The following is a 14,299-nucleotide window of genomic DNA, read 5'->3' on the forward strand; positions in this document are numbered from 1 at the left end:
ATCCTGTGCAGGATGGAGTTGCTCCATGGACATTTCGGGAAACACCGCGTTTTATGCTGGTCTGAGTTCCATTCAGGCTGGGCAGAACCGTGTTGATCAAGCCGCCAGCCAGATCGCCGGCACCACAGTCGATCGTTCGGCCTCCAGCCAGTCCTCCGACGCTCAGATCGACCGATTGCGTTCGGTCGATCGCAGCCAGCAATCGAATCTGGCCAGTAATATGGTCGATATGTCCCAAGGCAAGACCCAGGCAGAACTGGGCGTCAAAGTCGCCAAGGCTGCTGACGAAATGCTTGGTACGTTGATCGATACTTTCGCTTGATCCCTCGCTGAACCTATTTACCTGAACGCCGCTCCAGGCGCGGCGTTCTGACAGGCATGTCCTTCTCGTTCAACTAATCTTTCCAACACGGCTTGTTGCCTTGCGCACCGGCTGCGGTCCTTTGCGTGCGCGCTATTCATGTGGGTCATGACGAACGGAAAAAGATCGACGCTTGACAAGATTTCGGCGTAAACGTATGTTTCAAACAACTGTTTGACCGTCACAACACATCATTTCGGTCGTTCATTCCCGGTTACATCAGCAGAGGTTTATCGCTATGCCTGACTACAAGGCCCCCTTGCGTGATATTCGCTTCGTTCGTGACGAACTGCTCGGCTACGAAGCGCACTATCAGAGCCTTCCGGCTTGCCAGGACGCTACCCCGGACATGGTTGACGCCATTCTCGAGGAAGGCGCCAAGTTTTGTGAGCAGGTGCTGGCTCCGCTGAACCGTGTGGGTGACACCGAAGGCTGCACCTGGAGCGAGTCCGGCGTTAAGACCCCGACTGGCTTCAAGGAAGCCTACAAACAATTCGTCGAAGGTGGCTGGCCAAGCCTGGCTCACGACGTAGCACACGGTGGCCAAGGTCTGCCGGAGTCTCTGGGTCTGGCTGTGAGCGAAATGGTCGGCGAGGCCAACTGGTCGTGGGGCATGTACCCAGGCCTGTCTCATGGCGCGATGAACACCATTTCCGAACACGGTACGCCTGAGCAGCAAGAGGCTTACCTGACCAAACTGGTGTCCGGCGAATGGACCGGCACCATGTGCCTGACCGAACCGCACTGCGGCACCGACCTCGGCATGCTGCGCACCAAGGCCGAGCCTCAGGCTGATGGTTCCTACAAAGTTTCCGGCACCAAGATCTTCATCTCGGCCGGTGAGCACGACATGGCCGACAACATCGTCCACATCGTTCTGGCTCGCCTGCCGGATGCACCTGCTGGCACCAAAGGCATTTCGCTGTTCATCGTTCCAAAATTCCTGCCGAACGCTGACGGCAGCATCGGTGCGCGCAACGCCGTGACCTGTGGTTCCCTGGAACACAAAATGGGCATCCACGGTAACGCCACCTGCGTGATGAACTTCGACGCGGCCACCGGTTTTCTGATCGGCCCGGCGAACAAAGGCCTGAACTGCATGTTCACCTTTATGAACACCGCACGCCTGGGTACGGCTCTGCAAGGTCTGGCTCACGCCGAAATCGGCTTCCAGGGCGGTCTGAAATACGCTCGCGATCGTTTGCAAATGCGTTCCCTGACTGGCCCGAAAGCGCCAGACAAAGCCGCTGACCCGATCATCGTTCACCCTGACGTACGTCGTATGCTGTTGACCATGAAGGCATTCGCCGAAGGCAACCGTGCGATGGTTTACTTCACGGCCAAGCAGGTCGACATCGTCAAGTACGGCGTGGATGAGGAAGAGAAGAAGAAAGCCGATGCACTGCTGGCGTTCATGACGCCGATCGCCAAAGCCTTCATGACTGAAGTCGGCTTTGAATCCGCTAACCACGGTGTGCAAATCTACGGCGGCCACGGCTTCATCGCCGAGTGGGGCATGGAGCAGAACGTTCGCGACAGCCGTATTTCGATGCTGTACGAAGGCACCACCGGTATCCAGGCGCTCGACTTGCTGGGCCGTAAAGTGCTGATGACTCAAGGCGAGGCTCTGAAAGGCTTCACCAAGATCGTCCACAAGTTCTGCCAGACCAACGAGGGCAACGAAGCGGTCAAAGAGTTCGTCGAGCCATTGGCTGCACTGAACAAGGAATGGGGCGAACTGACCATGAAGGTCGGTATGGCCGCGATGAAAGACCGCGAGGAAGTCGGTGCCGCGTCGGTGGACTACCTGATGTACTCCGGTTACGCCTGCCTGGCCTACTTCTGGGCTGACATGGCGCGCCTGGCTGCCGAGAAACTGGCTGCCGGCACCACCGAAGAGGCGTTCTACACCGCCAAGCTGCAGACAGCGCGCTTCTACTTCCAGCGCATCCTGCCGCGTACCCGCACTCACGCTGCAACCATGCTGTCGGGCGCTAACAACCTGATGGACATGAAAGAAGAAGACTTCGCACTGGGTTACTAAGTCCCGCGGAGCGCTTCAAACAGCCGCTGCTTCTTCGGGAGCAGCGGCTTTTTTCTGCCCGCTGCAAACGGCTGAAAATATTCCCGACTAAAACGCTAAGTAGAACGCTTTTGTTGCCGTTAAAGAGTGTGCGGTGTGATGTACGTCACATTGCATGTGCTTAAATGCCAGGAATGCAGGCACAATGCCATCTATTGATTTGCCGGGCCGGAGCTCTACCCTTGCCGCGTTCTTGCGCTGTACGTCTCAGTCACTTTTTACCCTCATTACTGTTGTTGCTTGCGGGGCTCGCAGCTGCCTACGTCAAGGATCTCAACGTCTTTTTCACCTCACTGTTCAACGTGCTGCCGACTCTGGTGCTGTTGCTCGGCGGCTCGTACTGCGCGGTTTACCGACGCCAACGTGAACTGTTTCTGATGGTCACGGTGTACATCACCTACTTCCTGCTCGACACCCAAACCGATTACTACCGTGATTACGGCAAGGTTCGTGACGACGCGGCGGTGGTTTTCCATCTCTGCTGTTTGCTGCTGCCTTTGCTGTACGGGCTGTTTGCTGCCTGGCAGGAGCGCACCCATCTGTTTCAGGACATGGTCGCGCGCTTCGCCGTACTGCTGGTGTTCGGCAGCGTTGCACTGGGGTTGGAGCAAAGTTACCCACAGACGTTGTTGATGTGGCTGTCGGAAATACGCTGGCCGGCCCTCCATGGTGCCTGGATGAGTTTGATCCAGTTGTCGTATCCGGTGTTCTTCGCGTCCTTTGTGTTGTTGGCGTATCAATACTGGCGTAACCCACGGCCGCTACATGCCGCGCAACTGGTGGGCTTGCTCGGGCTGTTCTGGATGTTGCCCAAGACCTTCATCCTGCCGTTTACCCTGAACATCATGTGCAGCCAGGTGATGTTGATGATTGCCACGGCGGTCGCCCACGAAGCCTATCAAATGGCTTTTCGCGATGAGCTGACCGGCCTGCCGGGGCGCCGCGCCTTGAATGAGCGCATGCAGCGCCTGGGCCGCAACTATGTGTTGGCGATGAGCGACGTCGACCACTTCAAGAAATTCAACGACACCCACGGGCACGATGTCGGCGACCAGGTGTTGCGGCTGGTCGCCAGCAAGTTGTCGAAAATCGGCGGCGGTGGCCGGGCGTATCGTTACGGGGGCGAGGAATTCGCCTTGGTGTTCGCCGCCAAGACGCTTGAAGAGTGCATGCCGCACCTGGAAGTCATCCGTGAGTCGATTGCCACCTACAACATTCAGTTGCGCAATCAGGACAGCCGTCCGCAAGACGATCAGCAAGGTCGGCAGCGCCGTGCGGGCTCTGGCGCCTCAAGCGTATCGGTCACGGTGAGTATCGGCGTCGCCGAGCGACTGGAACAGCGGACCCCGGAAGAAGTCCTGAAATCCGCTGACCAGGCGCTCTACAGCGCCAAGGGCGAGGGGCGAAACTGCGTGATGGCATTCGGGCAAAGCCGCCGTGGTGCGGTGCGTATGGATGGCGTTGCGGGTTGAGTGATGAGCGCGCACTCAACGTCTGGACGGTGATTGTTCGGGCGATTTGCAGCAGTAGGTTTGGATGATCTGCTGACGGAGAAACGACCAGCTCGAGTACAAGTCTCTCCCTGCGCGACAGTGCTGCCTCTGAAAGATCGCAGCTGCGACAGCTCCTACAATACAGATGGACCTGTAGGAGTTGCCGCAGGCTGCGATCTTTTTTCTGATGACTAAAAATTACAAATAGGTCACGAGATGACCCTATGTGTCGTAAAAGTTGTTCGGGTACACTCAATACCTTGCTGAAACCCGATCCTACGAATCACTTTTCAAGTTCTCACGAGGTTTGCCATGGCTGACTACAAAGCGCCCCTGCGCGATATGCGCTTCGTCCTCAATGAAGTTTTCGAGGTTGCCAAACTGTGGGCTGAACTGCCCGCCCTGGCCGACACCGTCGATGCCGAGACCGTCGAGGCAATCCTTGAGGAAGCCGGCAAAGTCACCAGCAAAAGCATCGCACCGCTGAGCCGTGCCGCCGACGAAGAAGGCTGCCACTGGAGCGACGGCGCCGTCACCACGCCAGCTGGTTTCCCACAGGCTTATCAGACCTATGCAGAAGGCGGTTGGGTTGGCGTCGGTGGTGATCCGTCCTACGGTGGTATGGGCATGCCGAAAGCGGTTTCGGCTCAGGTCGAAGAAATGGTCAACTCCGCCAGCCTGTCATTCGGTCTGTACCCGATGCTGACTGCCGGGGCTTGCCTGTCGATCAACGCTCACGCCAGCGAAGAACTGAAAGCTGCTTACCTGCCAAATATGTACGCCGGTGTCTGGGCAGGCTCCATGTGCCTGACCGAACCGCATGCGGGGACTGACCTGGGGATTATCCGTACCAAGGCTGAACCGCAAGCGGACGGTTCCTACAAAGTCAGCGGAACCAAGATCTTCATCACCGGCGGTGAACACGACCTGACCGAAAACATCATTCACCTGGTGCTGGCCAAACTGCCGGATGCCCCTGCAGGTCCGAAAGGTATTTCGCTGTTCCTGGTTCCGAAGTTCATGGTCAACGCCGACGGCAGTCTCGGCGCGCGTAACCCGGCTAACTGCGGTTCGATCGAACACAAAATGGGTATCCAGGCATCTGCTACCTGCGTGATGAATTTCGACGAAGCCGTGGGTTACCTTGTGGGTGAGCCGAACAAAGGCCTGGCGGCCATGTTCACCATGATGAACTACGAGCGTCTGGGCGTTGGTATCCAGGGCCTGGCCAGCGGTGAGCGCTCTTACCAGAACGCGGTTGAATACGCCCGTGATCGCCTGCAAAGCCGTTCGCCGACGGGTGCGCAGAACAAAGACAAGGTCGCCGACCCGATCATCGTTCACCCGGACGTACGTCGCATGCTGTTGACCATGAAGGCCTCGAACGAGGGCGGTCGTGCATTCTCAACCTACGTGGCCATGCAACTGGATACCGCCAAGTTCAGCGAAGACGTGACCACCCGCAAACGCGCTGAAGACCTGGCGGCCTTGCTGACGCCGGTCGCCAAGGCATTCCTCACGGATCTGGGCCTGGAAACCACCGTTCACGGCCAGCAGGTCTTCGGCGGCCACGGCTACATTCGTGAGTGGGGCCAGGAGCAACTGGTGCGTGACGTGCGGATCACCCAGATCTACGAAGGCACCAACGGCATTCAGGCGCTTGACCTGGTCGGGCGCAAGATCGTCGGCAGCGGCGGGGCGTACTACAAGTTGTTTGCTGATGAGATTCGTCATTTCACCGCCACCGCGAGCGCTGATCTGGCCGAGTTCACCCAGCCGTTGAACGACGCGGTCGAAACGCTGGACGAACTGACCGCCTGGCTGTTGGACCGTGTGAAAAATAACCCGAACGAAATCGGCGCAGCCTCGGTCGAGTATCTGCAAGTGTTTGGCTATGTGTCCTACGCCTACATGTGGGCGCTGATGGCCAAGGCAGCCTTTGGCAAAGAGGCGCAGGACGACTTCTATGCCAGCAAACTGGGCACTGCGCGTTTTTACTTCGCTCGCCTGCTGCCACGGATTCATTCGCTGAGCGCTTCGGTCAAGGCCGGTAGTGAGTCGCTGTTCCTGTTGGATGCGGCGCAATTCTGAGAAGTGTAACGCCATGTAAGCATTTGCTTACGTGACGTGCTGCTGTTTTCCCCCTGTTCCAAAATTGGATCCAGAGCTAATCTACTTCACATGGACGTCGCGCAGGAAGCGCAAAGCAATAACACGGACACGTAGGATTCTGCCAGGATGGCGGAGTGAAATGGATGTCAGGGAAACAGTCTGCAAAGCCCCGCTTCGGCGGGGTTTTCTTTTGTCTGCGGTTTATGTTTTTGCCGTTGTTCAGCCCTGAACATCGAGTACCGTCGGGCTCGTCATCCGCCCGGCCGGGGCGTTCATCACGTCTTCCAGCAGGTTGCGCAGCAACTCCAGTGTCGCTTGCTGACGTTGGACGTCTCGACAGACCAATCCTACTTTCAGGGGGACCCGCGGCTCACTCAAGGGTTTCCACAAGAGTGCCTTGTTTCCATGTTCCTGCTGCGAGCGACCGGGCAGGACAGTGGCCAGTCTGGTGTGGGGCAAACTGTCGAGGATCCCCGCCATGTTGTTCAGTTCCGCCTGAACTTGCGGGCGGCGTCCGAGATTGGCCAATTGCCCCTGCCAGATCTGCCGGACCTGAAACTCTTCCCCCAGCAACAGCATCGGCAACTCCGCTGCCTGACTCATGGAGACTTTCTTGAATTCACGCAACGGATGATCGGCAGGAATCACCAGGGTCAGTTCATCTTCATACAGCAAAACGCCATGCAGCCCGGGTTGGCGTGGCGGCAGATAGCTGATGCCGATGTCGAGTGAGCCATTGAGCAATCGACGTTCGATTTCCAGCCCCGTGAGTTCATAGATCTGTACCACCAGGTGCGGTTGCGCCGTGCGCACACGCTCCAGCATTTTGGGTACCAGGCTGGTGTGAACGGTTTGCAGCACACCGATGGCCAAAGTGCGCAATGCCTGACCCTTGAAGTTGCCCAACGCCTCGCGCGCACGCTGCAGACCGTCGAGCAACGGCAGGGCGTGGTTGTACAAAGTATGCGCGGCCAGAGTGGGCAGCAGACGTTTACTGCTGCGTTCGAACAGGCCCACGTCGAGGTTTTGTTCCAGTTGGCGGATCTGTTGCGACAACGCTGGCTGGGAGATCGACAGGCGTTCGGCGGCCCGTCCGACATGGCCTTCTTCATACACCGCGACGAAATAACGCAGTTGCTTAAAATCCATAAGTAATTCTTATCGAAAAAGCTGGAAAATCGAAATGGCTCAGCGCCTGACAGAAGCCTAGTCTAACCGTATTCACAAGGCTTACAGGGCCAGAAAGCGCGATGAATACCGTTTACGTTGATGGTGTTTACATAGGCAAGGCAAAAAATCTCGGGCAGGGTTTGATCAGCGATACCGACAAACAGCGGATTGCCAATCGACTCTGGTTGTGGCCGCAAGGCCTGGGCAGCGATGAGCACGGTGATCCGCGTTTTCATACCGGCCCCGAACGCGCCCTGCATCATTACCCGGCCGAGCACTACGCTTACTGGCGCAATCTTTATCCACAGATCGACTGGAACGCGCCGGCCTTCGGTGAAAACCTTTCAACCCTTGGCCTGACTGAAGAGCAGGTGTGCCTCGGCGATATGTTTCGCTGGGGCGGTGCGTTGTTGCAGGTCAGCCAACCGCGCTCGCCGTGTTATCGGTTGAGCCATCGCTGGGACGTGCCGATTTTGCCGCAACTGGCCCAGGACACGGGACGCTGTGGCTGGTTCTATCGCGTTCTAAAACCCGGTTTCATTAGCGCCGATCAGCCGTTCGAGCTGATCCAGCGCAGCTACCCCGGCCTGACTGTGGCCTGGGCGTTGCGCTGTTTTTATCGGGAGCCGCTTGAGCATGCCGGTTTGAAAAAACTCGTCGACTGCCCGGCGCTGTCTTCGCGCTGGCGTGATATTGCACTCAAACGCTTGCGTACCGGGCGCGTCGAGGATTGGTCTTCGCGTCTGCTGGGCTCGCCGCTTGAAGGAATGCGCGCATGAACCTGTTCAGCCTGCATCGCCAACAGCCGAGCCTGGATGATCTGGTGGTGGAGCATTTTCGGCCTTCCAGGCACGACAACCTTTCCAGCGAGTGCCTGATGCCCAGTGTCGAGCGACCCCAGCACATTTTTGTTCGCGGCCAGGGTTCCTGGCTCTGGGACAGTGACGACCGCGCGTATCTGGATTTCACCCAAGGTGGCGCGGCCAACAGCCTCGGCCACAGCCCGTCGGTGCTGGTCAAAGCCATCGCTGCTCAAGCGCAAACACTGATCAATCCGGGTTCGGGTCTGCTTAACCGCGGCCAACTCAATCTGGCCGAGCGGTTGTGCGCCAGTACCGGCAGCGACCAGGTTTACCTGCTCAACAGTGGCAGTGAAGCTTGCGAAGCGGCGATCAAGCTGGCGCGTAAGTGGGGGCAACTGCATCGTGGCGGCGCTTCGCGAATCATCACCGCCAGCGGTAGCTGCCATGGTCATGGTTTCGCAGCCATGTCCGCGTCGGACTGTCAGAACAATCGCTTTGAGCCGCAGCTTCCGGGTTTCAGCCACGTTCCGTTCAATGACCTGCCAGCATTACATGCGACAGTAGATGCGCAGACCGTCGCCATCCTGCTTGAACCGATCCAAAGCGCCGCCGGGGTGGTTCCGGCGACTGAGCATTACCTCAAAGGTGTCGAGCGCCTATGCCGTGAGTTGGGGATCCTGCTGATACTCGACGAAGTGCAAACAGGGATTGGCCGTTGCGGCAGTGTGCTTGCCGAACAGTTTTACGGCGTGCGTGCCGACATTGTCGTGCTGGGCAAAGGGCTGGGTGGCGGGGTGCCGGTGGCGGCGCTTCTGGCGCGCGGTAAAGCCTGCTGCCTCGAGTCGGGCGAACTGGATGGCACCCATCATGGCAACGCGTTGATGGCCTCGGCGGCGCTGGCGGTTCTGGACAGCGTGCTGGATCACGGCTTCCTCGAACAGGTTCGCGATAGCGCCCAACACCTGCGCAAAGGGTTGAGCCGATTGGCCAACCGTTACGGGCACGGTGAACTGCGTGGCCAGGGGCTGCTCTGGGGGCTGACACTGAGTGACGATTCGGCTGACGCCGTGTTGAATGCGGCGCTGTACGAAGGTTTGCTGTTAAGCGCCCCGAAACCCGATTGCCTGCGGTTTACGCCGGCGCTGACAGTCAGCAAGGCCAATATCGACGAAATGCTCCTGCGCCTGGCTCGAGCTTTCTCCCGGGTGCGCACGGCCCAACTCCAATGCCGCAAAGGCATCGCGGTCTGAACAGACCAGCACTTCTCTAATTCCCTAACCGTCTCGCGGTATAACGCAGCGCCCCATGCCTGACTCTTTTGGCATGGGGCGTTTTTTTGTCTCAGCGATTTTCCAAACCCTACTCAGTGCTTGAGTGATTGCCAGAACAATGGCTTTTTTACGGAGTCGGCGAGGACTGCCGATGCCATCACGCATTGATACTGCGGATGGCTTGGTTTGTAAGTGTATACCACTGGGTGGTATGGTAATGGGAAGGGATGTCCATGACGATCAGGCTGTTCAAGACCAAGCGTTTTACCGTCCAGGCAGGCAAAGCCTGGATCGGCGATGACGAGCTCAGGTCAGCGTTCCGCGAGTTGCTTAAAGGGCAGGCAGACAGTCTGGGAGGCGGCGTTTGGAAAAAGCGCTTGAGCGAAAACCGTCACCGTTCGATTGTTCTGGCCAAGGGAGGACGGTACTGGGTTTACCAGTTTCTGTTTGCCAAGAAAGACCAGAGCAACATCAGCCAAACGGAGTTGGCTGCCTTTCGAGAGTTGGCCAAAGCCTACGAGAGGTTGAGTGACACACAGGTCCAGCAACTGCTGGATATGAGGGAGTTTGTGGAGGTACATCATGAGTAAGAAGTTCAAGAGTGAAGCCCTTGAGTCGGTTCACGACTCGGCTACTGCATTGTTGTCGATCGGCGCTATCAGCAAGACCACCATGCGCCAGTTCGATGAGTCATGCCTGGCACAGGTGCCAGAGGCGATTCCCGCCGAGCAGATCAAGCAACTGCGCGAGCGTAACAATGTCAGCCAACCGGTGTTCGCCCGATATTTGAATACCAGTGCTTCTACCGTCAAACAGTGGGAAGCGGGCGACAAGCACCCCAGTGGCATGGCATTGAAGCTGCTGAGCATCGTGCAGAAGCACGGGCTGGAAATACTGGCCTGAGATGATCCGCAAGCGCTGAGAAGCTGGATCGCCGCCCCAGTGGCTGCGATCTTTTCAAGCTGCTCCGATTCCTGTCACCGATCACGCGTTCTTCTGCTCCATCACCGCGCGATAAAACAGCCACTCCTGCTCCAGCACATGGGCCTGATTGTGGGCCTTGCGAAAGCCGTGGCGCTCGTCCGGGTAGTAATGGGCCTGGGCGGGAATACCATTGTCTTGCAGGGCCTTGAGCATATCGCGGGTCTGTTGCGGCACCACTACAGCGTCGAGTTCGCCTTGGAAGAAGATTACCGGCACGCGGATTTCACTCGCGTGCAGCAGCGGTGTACGGGCGACGTAGCGCTCGGAGTCCTGCTGCGGATCGCCGATCAGCCAGTCCAGATAGTCACCTTCAAACTTGTGGGTGCTGCGGCCCAGGGCAGCCGGGTCGCTGACGCCATACAAACTGGCGCCCGCGGTGAAGACGTCCCGAAATGCCAGCGCGCAGAGTGTGGTGTAACCGCCGGCACTGCCACCGCGAATGAACGCGTGATCGTCGTCGATCAAACCTTGTCCGGCGAGGTAGGCGACCACGGCGCAGGCGTCTTCGACATCCACGTCGCCCCAGCTCAGGTGTAGCGCCTGCCGATAGGCGCGACCGTAGCCGCTACTGCCGCGATAGTTGAGGTCGGCGACCGCGAAGCCCCGTTGTGTCCAGTACTGGATTCGCGGATCGAGCATCGGGTAGCACGCCGACGTTGGCCCGCCATGAATAAACACCAGCAACGGTGGTTTGGCGACATCGGTCATGGCCGGATAAAAGAAACCGTGGGCCTCGCCGGCACCGCTTGGGTAGCGCAGTGTTTGTGGCTGGCTGATGTGCTCGGCGGGCAGCGGTGCTACTCCGCCCGCCAGCACCCGGACTTGATGGCTTTTGCGGTTGATGGCAATCACCGCAGAAGGGCTGACCGGCGAAGCCACGATGCAGTAGACAGATTCCTGATCCAGCGCCAGATTTCGGAAGCGACTGTAGTCGCCGGTGAAATCCTCGGTGGAATTGCCAGCGCACAGCCCCAAGCGTCCGAAACCCTCCACGGTCCAGCTCGCCAGGTAATTCTTTTCGCCAAGCGGCAACCAAGTGCAACCGCCAAGCTGCCACGGCGCCGGAGCATGATCGGCGTCGCTGCTGGGCAGCGGCTGCAGACCTGAATCGGTTTCGACCCACGGCTGCCAGAATCCGGCGCGATCGGTCAGGCAATACAGGCGGCCGGCATCATCGAAGCGAGGCTGTTGCAAGGACTCTTCAGACGCATCACCCGCTACGCAGCGCGGCTGGCCGAAAGCGCCGTTGGTGTCGCGTTCGGCGACCATCAAGCGGGTCGCGGTCCAGGGTTGATGCGGCCGGCTCCATTCGATCCAGGCCAACCGCCTGGCATCTGGACTCAAGGTTGGCGCCGAATAGAAGTCTGCGCCTTCAACCAACAGCTGACGTTTACCGTCTGCCGGATCGATGGCCACCAGGCGATGCTGATTGCCTTGCTCTTCGACGGCGAGTACCTGCCCGCCGGCAAATTGCAGATCGCCGTAACGGCATTCACCCGAGGTCAGCGCTTGAGGTATTTCGCCTACCAACGATTGCCGATACAGCTGCTGATCTGTCTCGTTGACGAAGACCACGCCATCATCGCTCAAGCAAAACGATCCGCCACCGTATTCATAGACCCGACTGCGCGCGCTGAACCCCGGCGGGGTCAGGCAATGGGCGGTGTTTTCGCGCCAGTGCCAGATTCGGCAGGCGCCATCTTCGGGGCGGTACTCATTCCAGAACACACCCTGAGCGCCGACGCACAAGTCAGTGAAATCGACACCGGCCGCTACGGCTTTGAGGGCGCTCAAGGGTTCAGCTTTTAACGATGAGGCGTGAGTTTCGTTCATTGCGAAAGGCCAATTGTTCGATGGTCTGGGTAGCGTGCTCGGCTTCTTCGCGGGCCTTGAGGATCACGCCGTGATGTTCTGACTTGCTGCACACCGGGTCGGCGTTGCTCGCGTCACCCGTGAGCATGAAGGCCTGGCAACGGCAGCCGCCGAAGTCCTTTTCTTTCTCGTCGCAGGAGCGGCACGGCTCGGGCATCCAGTCGTAACCGCGGAAGCGGTTGAAGCCGAACGAGTCGTACCAGATGTGCTGCATGCTGTGATCGCGAACGTTTGGAAATTGCACCGGCAACTGTCGCGCGCCGTGACACGGCAGGGCGGTGCCGTCCGGGGTCACGGTGAGGAAGATGCTGCCCCAGCCGTTCATGCAGGCTTTGGGGCGTTCTTCATAGTAGTCCGGGGTAACGAAGATCAGCTTGCACGGGTGACCTTCGGCTTCGAGTTTGGCGCGATATTTGTTGGTGATGCGCTCGGCGCGTACCAGCTGTTCCTTGGTCGGGAGCAAACCGACGCGGTTGAGCTGGGCCCAGCCGTAGAACTGGCAGGTGGCGAGCTCGACGAAGTCGGCTTCCAGGGCAATGCACAGCTCGATGATGCGGTCGATCTTGTCGATGTTGTGCCGATGGGTGACGAAGTTCAGCACCATCGGGTAGCCGTGCGCTTTCACTGCACGGGCCATTTCGAGCTTCTGCGCGAAGGCTTTTTTCGAACCGGCCAGCAGGTTGTTCACCTGTTCATCGCTGGCCTGGAAACTGATCTGGATGTGATCGAGACCGGCCTTCTTGAAGTCGCTGATTTTCTGCTCGGTGAGGCCAATCCCCGAGGTGATCAGGTTGGTGTAGAAGCCCAGTTTGCGGGCCTCGGCGATCAGCTCTGCAAGATCCTGACGCACCAAGGGCTCACCGCCAGAGAAGCCCAACTGCGCCGCGCCCATTTCCCGCGCCTCGCGAAACACCTTGAGCCACTGCTCGGTGCTGAGCTCTTTGCCTTGTTCGGCGAAATCCAGCGGGTTCGAGCAGTAGGGACATTGCAGCGGGCAGCGGTAGGTCAGCTCGGCGAGCAGCCACAGCGGCAGGCCAATTTCGGGTTTGGGCGGCAATGGCGGGGCCGCTGATTCAGGCAAGCTCGATCCAGTGCTCTGCACGGGCGACCTCCATGAATTGCTCGATGTCGTCAACGAGCTCGGGTACGCCGGGAAACTGGGCATCCAGTTCGGCAATGATCGCCGCGACGTCACGCTCACCGTCGATCAGACCACCAATCAGCGCGGCGCTTTCGTTGAGCTTGATCATGCCTTCCGGGTACAGCAGCACATGGCCTTTTTGCGCCGGTTCGTACTGGAAGCGGTAGCCGGGACGCCAGCTTGGGGTCTTGCTGCGGTCGAAACTCATAAGGCGATCCCTTTATGCCAGACCCGTTGCGCGGTCACGCTGTGATAAGGCGGGCGGTTCAGTTCATAAGCCATGCTCATGGCATCGAGCATGCTCCAAAGGATGTCCAGTTTGAACTGGAGAATTTCCAGCATGCGCTGCTGGCCTTCGTACGTGGTGTAGTGCTGCAGGGTGATCGCCAGACCGTGCTCGACATCACGCCGCGCCTGACCCAGCCGCGTGCGGAAATACTCATAACCGGCCGGATCGATCCACGGGTAATGCTGCGGCCAACTGTCCAGGCGTGACTGGTGGATTTGCGGCGCGAACAGTTCGGTCAGCGAGCTGCTGGCGGCTTCCTGCCAACTGGCCCGACGGGCGAAGTTGACGTAGGCATCCACTGCGAAACGCACGCCGGGCAACACCAATTCCTGGGAACGCAGTTGCTCCGGGTCCAGGCCAACGGCTTGGCCGAGACGCAACCAGGCTTCGATGCCACCGTCTTCACCGGGCGCGCCGTCGTGGTCGAGCAGGCGTTGAATCCACTCGCGACGGACTTCACGGTCCGGGCAGTTGGCCAGAATGGCAGCGTCCTTGAGCGGGATATTCACTTGATAGTAGAAGCGGTTGGCGACCCAGCCCTGGATTTGCTCGCGAGTCGCCCGGCCTTCATACATCGCCACGTGATACGGGTGATGGATGTGGTAGTAGGCGCCCTTCGCCCGAAGCGCCTGTTCGAACTCGGCAGGGGAGAGTGGTGTGTCAGTCATTTCGGTTCTCCGGGGAATAACCGTTGGATTCTGTGGTGTTTGCTCTGGCCTC

Annotated in this window: 13 protein-coding genes; 8 read left to right on the plus strand and 5 right to left on the minus strand. The window is 58.8% G+C overall.

The features are described from left to right. Nucleotides 1-25 precede the first annotated feature (25 nt). The 4 genes from HK44_RS24905 (at nucleotide 26) to HK44_RS24920 (ending at nucleotide 6,028) form a co-directional block, all read left to right on the plus strand. Complete coding sequence (locus tag HK44_RS24905; protein WP_019693960.1) at nucleotides 26-322, plus strand: hypothetical protein; 297 nt, start codon at nucleotides 26-28, stop codon at nucleotides 320-322. A 277-nt stretch (nucleotides 323-599) separates the two neighbouring features. Further along, nucleotides 600-2,405 carry a phenylacyl-CoA dehydrogenase gene (locus tag HK44_RS24910; RefSeq protein WP_019693959.1) on the plus strand — a complete coding sequence of 602 codons (1,806 nt, stop codon included), beginning with the start codon at nucleotides 600-602 and terminating at the stop codon, nucleotides 2,403-2,405. Nucleotides 2,406-2,626: 221 nt separating this feature from the next. Further along, nucleotides 2,627-3,916, plus strand: a complete 1,290-nt coding sequence (locus tag HK44_RS24915; protein ID WP_019693958.1) for a GGDEF domain-containing protein — start codon at nucleotides 2,627-2,629, stop codon at nucleotides 3,914-3,916. A gap of 333 nt (nucleotides 3,917-4,249) precedes the next feature. Further along, nucleotides 4,250-6,028, plus strand: a complete 1,779-nt coding sequence (locus HK44_RS24920) for an acyl-CoA dehydrogenase C-terminal domain-containing protein (protein ID WP_019693957.1) — start codon at nucleotides 4,250-4,252, stop codon at nucleotides 6,026-6,028. A 240-nt stretch (nucleotides 6,029-6,268) separates the two neighbouring features. Here HK44_RS24920 and HK44_RS24925 read toward each other — a convergent pair whose 3' ends face one another. Continuing rightward, nucleotides 6,269-7,198 carry a LysR family transcriptional regulator gene (locus tag HK44_RS24925; RefSeq protein ID WP_019693956.1) on the minus strand — a complete coding sequence of 310 codons (930 nt, stop codon included), beginning with the start codon at nucleotides 7,196-7,198 and terminating at the stop codon, nucleotides 6,269-6,271. 101 nt (nucleotides 7,199-7,299) lie between these two features. Here HK44_RS24925 and HK44_RS24930 point away from each other — a divergent pair, with 101 nt between their 5' ends. The 4 genes from HK44_RS24930 (at nucleotide 7,300) to HK44_RS24945 (ending at nucleotide 10,196) form a co-directional block, all read left to right on the plus strand. Next, entirely contained in the window at nucleotides 7,300-7,998 is a 699-nt protein-coding gene (locus HK44_RS24930; RefSeq protein ID WP_019693955.1) for an MOSC domain-containing protein, read from the plus strand. Next, nucleotides 7,995-9,272, plus strand: coding sequence for an aspartate aminotransferase family protein (locus tag HK44_RS24935; RefSeq protein ID WP_019693954.1), 1,278 nt, complete (start codon nucleotides 7,995-7,997; stop codon nucleotides 9,270-9,272). The genes HK44_RS24930 and HK44_RS24935 overlap by 4 nt, the downstream gene beginning before the upstream one ends. A 254-nt stretch (nucleotides 9,273-9,526) precedes the next feature. Continuing rightward, nucleotides 9,527-9,883, plus strand: a complete 357-nt coding sequence (locus HK44_RS24940) for a type II toxin-antitoxin system RelE/ParE family toxin (protein ID WP_024265162.1) — start codon at nucleotides 9,527-9,529, stop codon at nucleotides 9,881-9,883. Further along, nucleotides 9,876-10,196, plus strand: coding sequence for a helix-turn-helix domain-containing protein (locus tag HK44_RS24945; protein ID WP_019693952.1), 321 nt, complete (start codon nucleotides 9,876-9,878; stop codon nucleotides 10,194-10,196). Before HK44_RS24940 ends, HK44_RS24945 begins: the two co-directional genes overlap by 8 nt. An 81-nt stretch (nucleotides 10,197-10,277) precedes the next feature. On the opposite strand, the gene HK44_RS24950 is transcribed toward HK44_RS24945, so the two are convergent. From HK44_RS24950 to pqqC, 4 genes are read right to left on the minus strand one after another with little or no spacing between them, the layout of a single operon-like run. Then, nucleotides 10,278-12,110 carry a S9 family peptidase gene (locus HK44_RS24950; RefSeq protein ID WP_024265163.1) on the minus strand — a complete coding sequence of 611 codons (1,833 nt, stop codon included), beginning with the start codon at nucleotides 12,108-12,110 and terminating at the stop codon, nucleotides 10,278-10,280. Beyond that, a complete protein-coding gene (gene pqqE, locus HK44_RS24955; RefSeq protein ID WP_024265164.1) occupies nucleotides 12,076-13,251 on the minus strand; it encodes a pyrroloquinoline quinone biosynthesis protein PqqE in 1,176 nt (391 codons plus the stop codon). Before pqqE ends, HK44_RS24950 begins: the two co-directional genes overlap by 35 nt. Continuing rightward, nucleotides 13,223-13,498 carry a pyrroloquinoline quinone biosynthesis peptide chaperone PqqD gene (gene pqqD, locus HK44_RS24960; RefSeq protein WP_019693949.1) on the minus strand — a complete coding sequence of 92 codons (276 nt, stop codon included), beginning with the start codon at nucleotides 13,496-13,498 and terminating at the stop codon, nucleotides 13,223-13,225. Before pqqD ends, pqqE begins: the two co-directional genes overlap by 29 nt. Then, nucleotides 13,495-14,247, minus strand: coding sequence for a pyrroloquinoline-quinone synthase PqqC (gene pqqC / locus HK44_RS24965; protein ID WP_019693948.1), 753 nt, complete (start codon nucleotides 14,245-14,247; stop codon nucleotides 13,495-13,497). The genes pqqD and pqqC overlap by 4 nt, the downstream gene beginning before the upstream one ends. Nucleotides 14,248-14,299: the final 52 nt, after the last annotated feature.

Source organism: Pseudomonas fluorescens HK44 (assembly GCF_000217955.3).
GTDB classification, from domain to species: Bacteria; Pseudomonadota; Gammaproteobacteria; order Pseudomonadales; family Pseudomonadaceae; genus Aquipseudomonas; species Aquipseudomonas fluorescens_AQ.

Excerpts from the sequence above, each read along its gene's own strand:
- HK44_RS24905 (WP_019693960.1), top strand. The coding sequence starts at position 26 with ATGGACATTTCGGGAAACACCGCGTTTTATGCTGGTCTGAGTTCCATT.
- HK44_RS24920 (WP_019693957.1), top strand. The coding sequence starts at position 4,250 with ATGGCTGACTACAAAGCGCCCCTGCGCGATATGCGCTTCGTCCTCAAT.
- HK44_RS24945 (WP_019693952.1), top strand. The coding sequence starts at position 9,876 with ATGAGTAAGAAGTTCAAGAGTGAAGCCCTTGAGTCGGTTCACGACTCG.
- pqqC (WP_019693948.1), bottom strand. The coding sequence starts at position 14,247 with ATGACTGACACACCACTCTCCCCTGCCGAGTTCGAACAGGCGCTTCGG.
- HK44_RS24930 (WP_019693955.1), top strand. The coding sequence starts at position 7,300 with ATGAATACCGTTTACGTTGATGGTGTTTACATAGGCAAGGCAAAAAAT.
- HK44_RS24950 (WP_024265163.1), bottom strand. The coding sequence starts at position 12,110 with ATGAACGAAACTCACGCCTCATCGTTAAAAGCTGAACCCTTGAGCGCC.
- HK44_RS24910 (WP_019693959.1), top strand. The coding sequence starts at position 600 with ATGCCTGACTACAAGGCCCCCTTGCGTGATATTCGCTTCGTTCGTGAC.
- HK44_RS24925 (WP_019693956.1), bottom strand. The coding sequence starts at position 7,198 with ATGGATTTTAAGCAACTGCGTTATTTCGTCGCGGTGTATGAAGAAGGC.
- pqqD (WP_019693949.1), bottom strand. The coding sequence starts at position 13,498 with ATGAGTTTCGACCGCAGCAAGACCCCAAGCTGGCGTCCCGGCTACCGC.
- HK44_RS24940 (WP_024265162.1), top strand. The coding sequence starts at position 9,527 with ATGACGATCAGGCTGTTCAAGACCAAGCGTTTTACCGTCCAGGCAGGC.
- HK44_RS24935 (WP_019693954.1), top strand. The coding sequence starts at position 7,995 with ATGAACCTGTTCAGCCTGCATCGCCAACAGCCGAGCCTGGATGATCTG.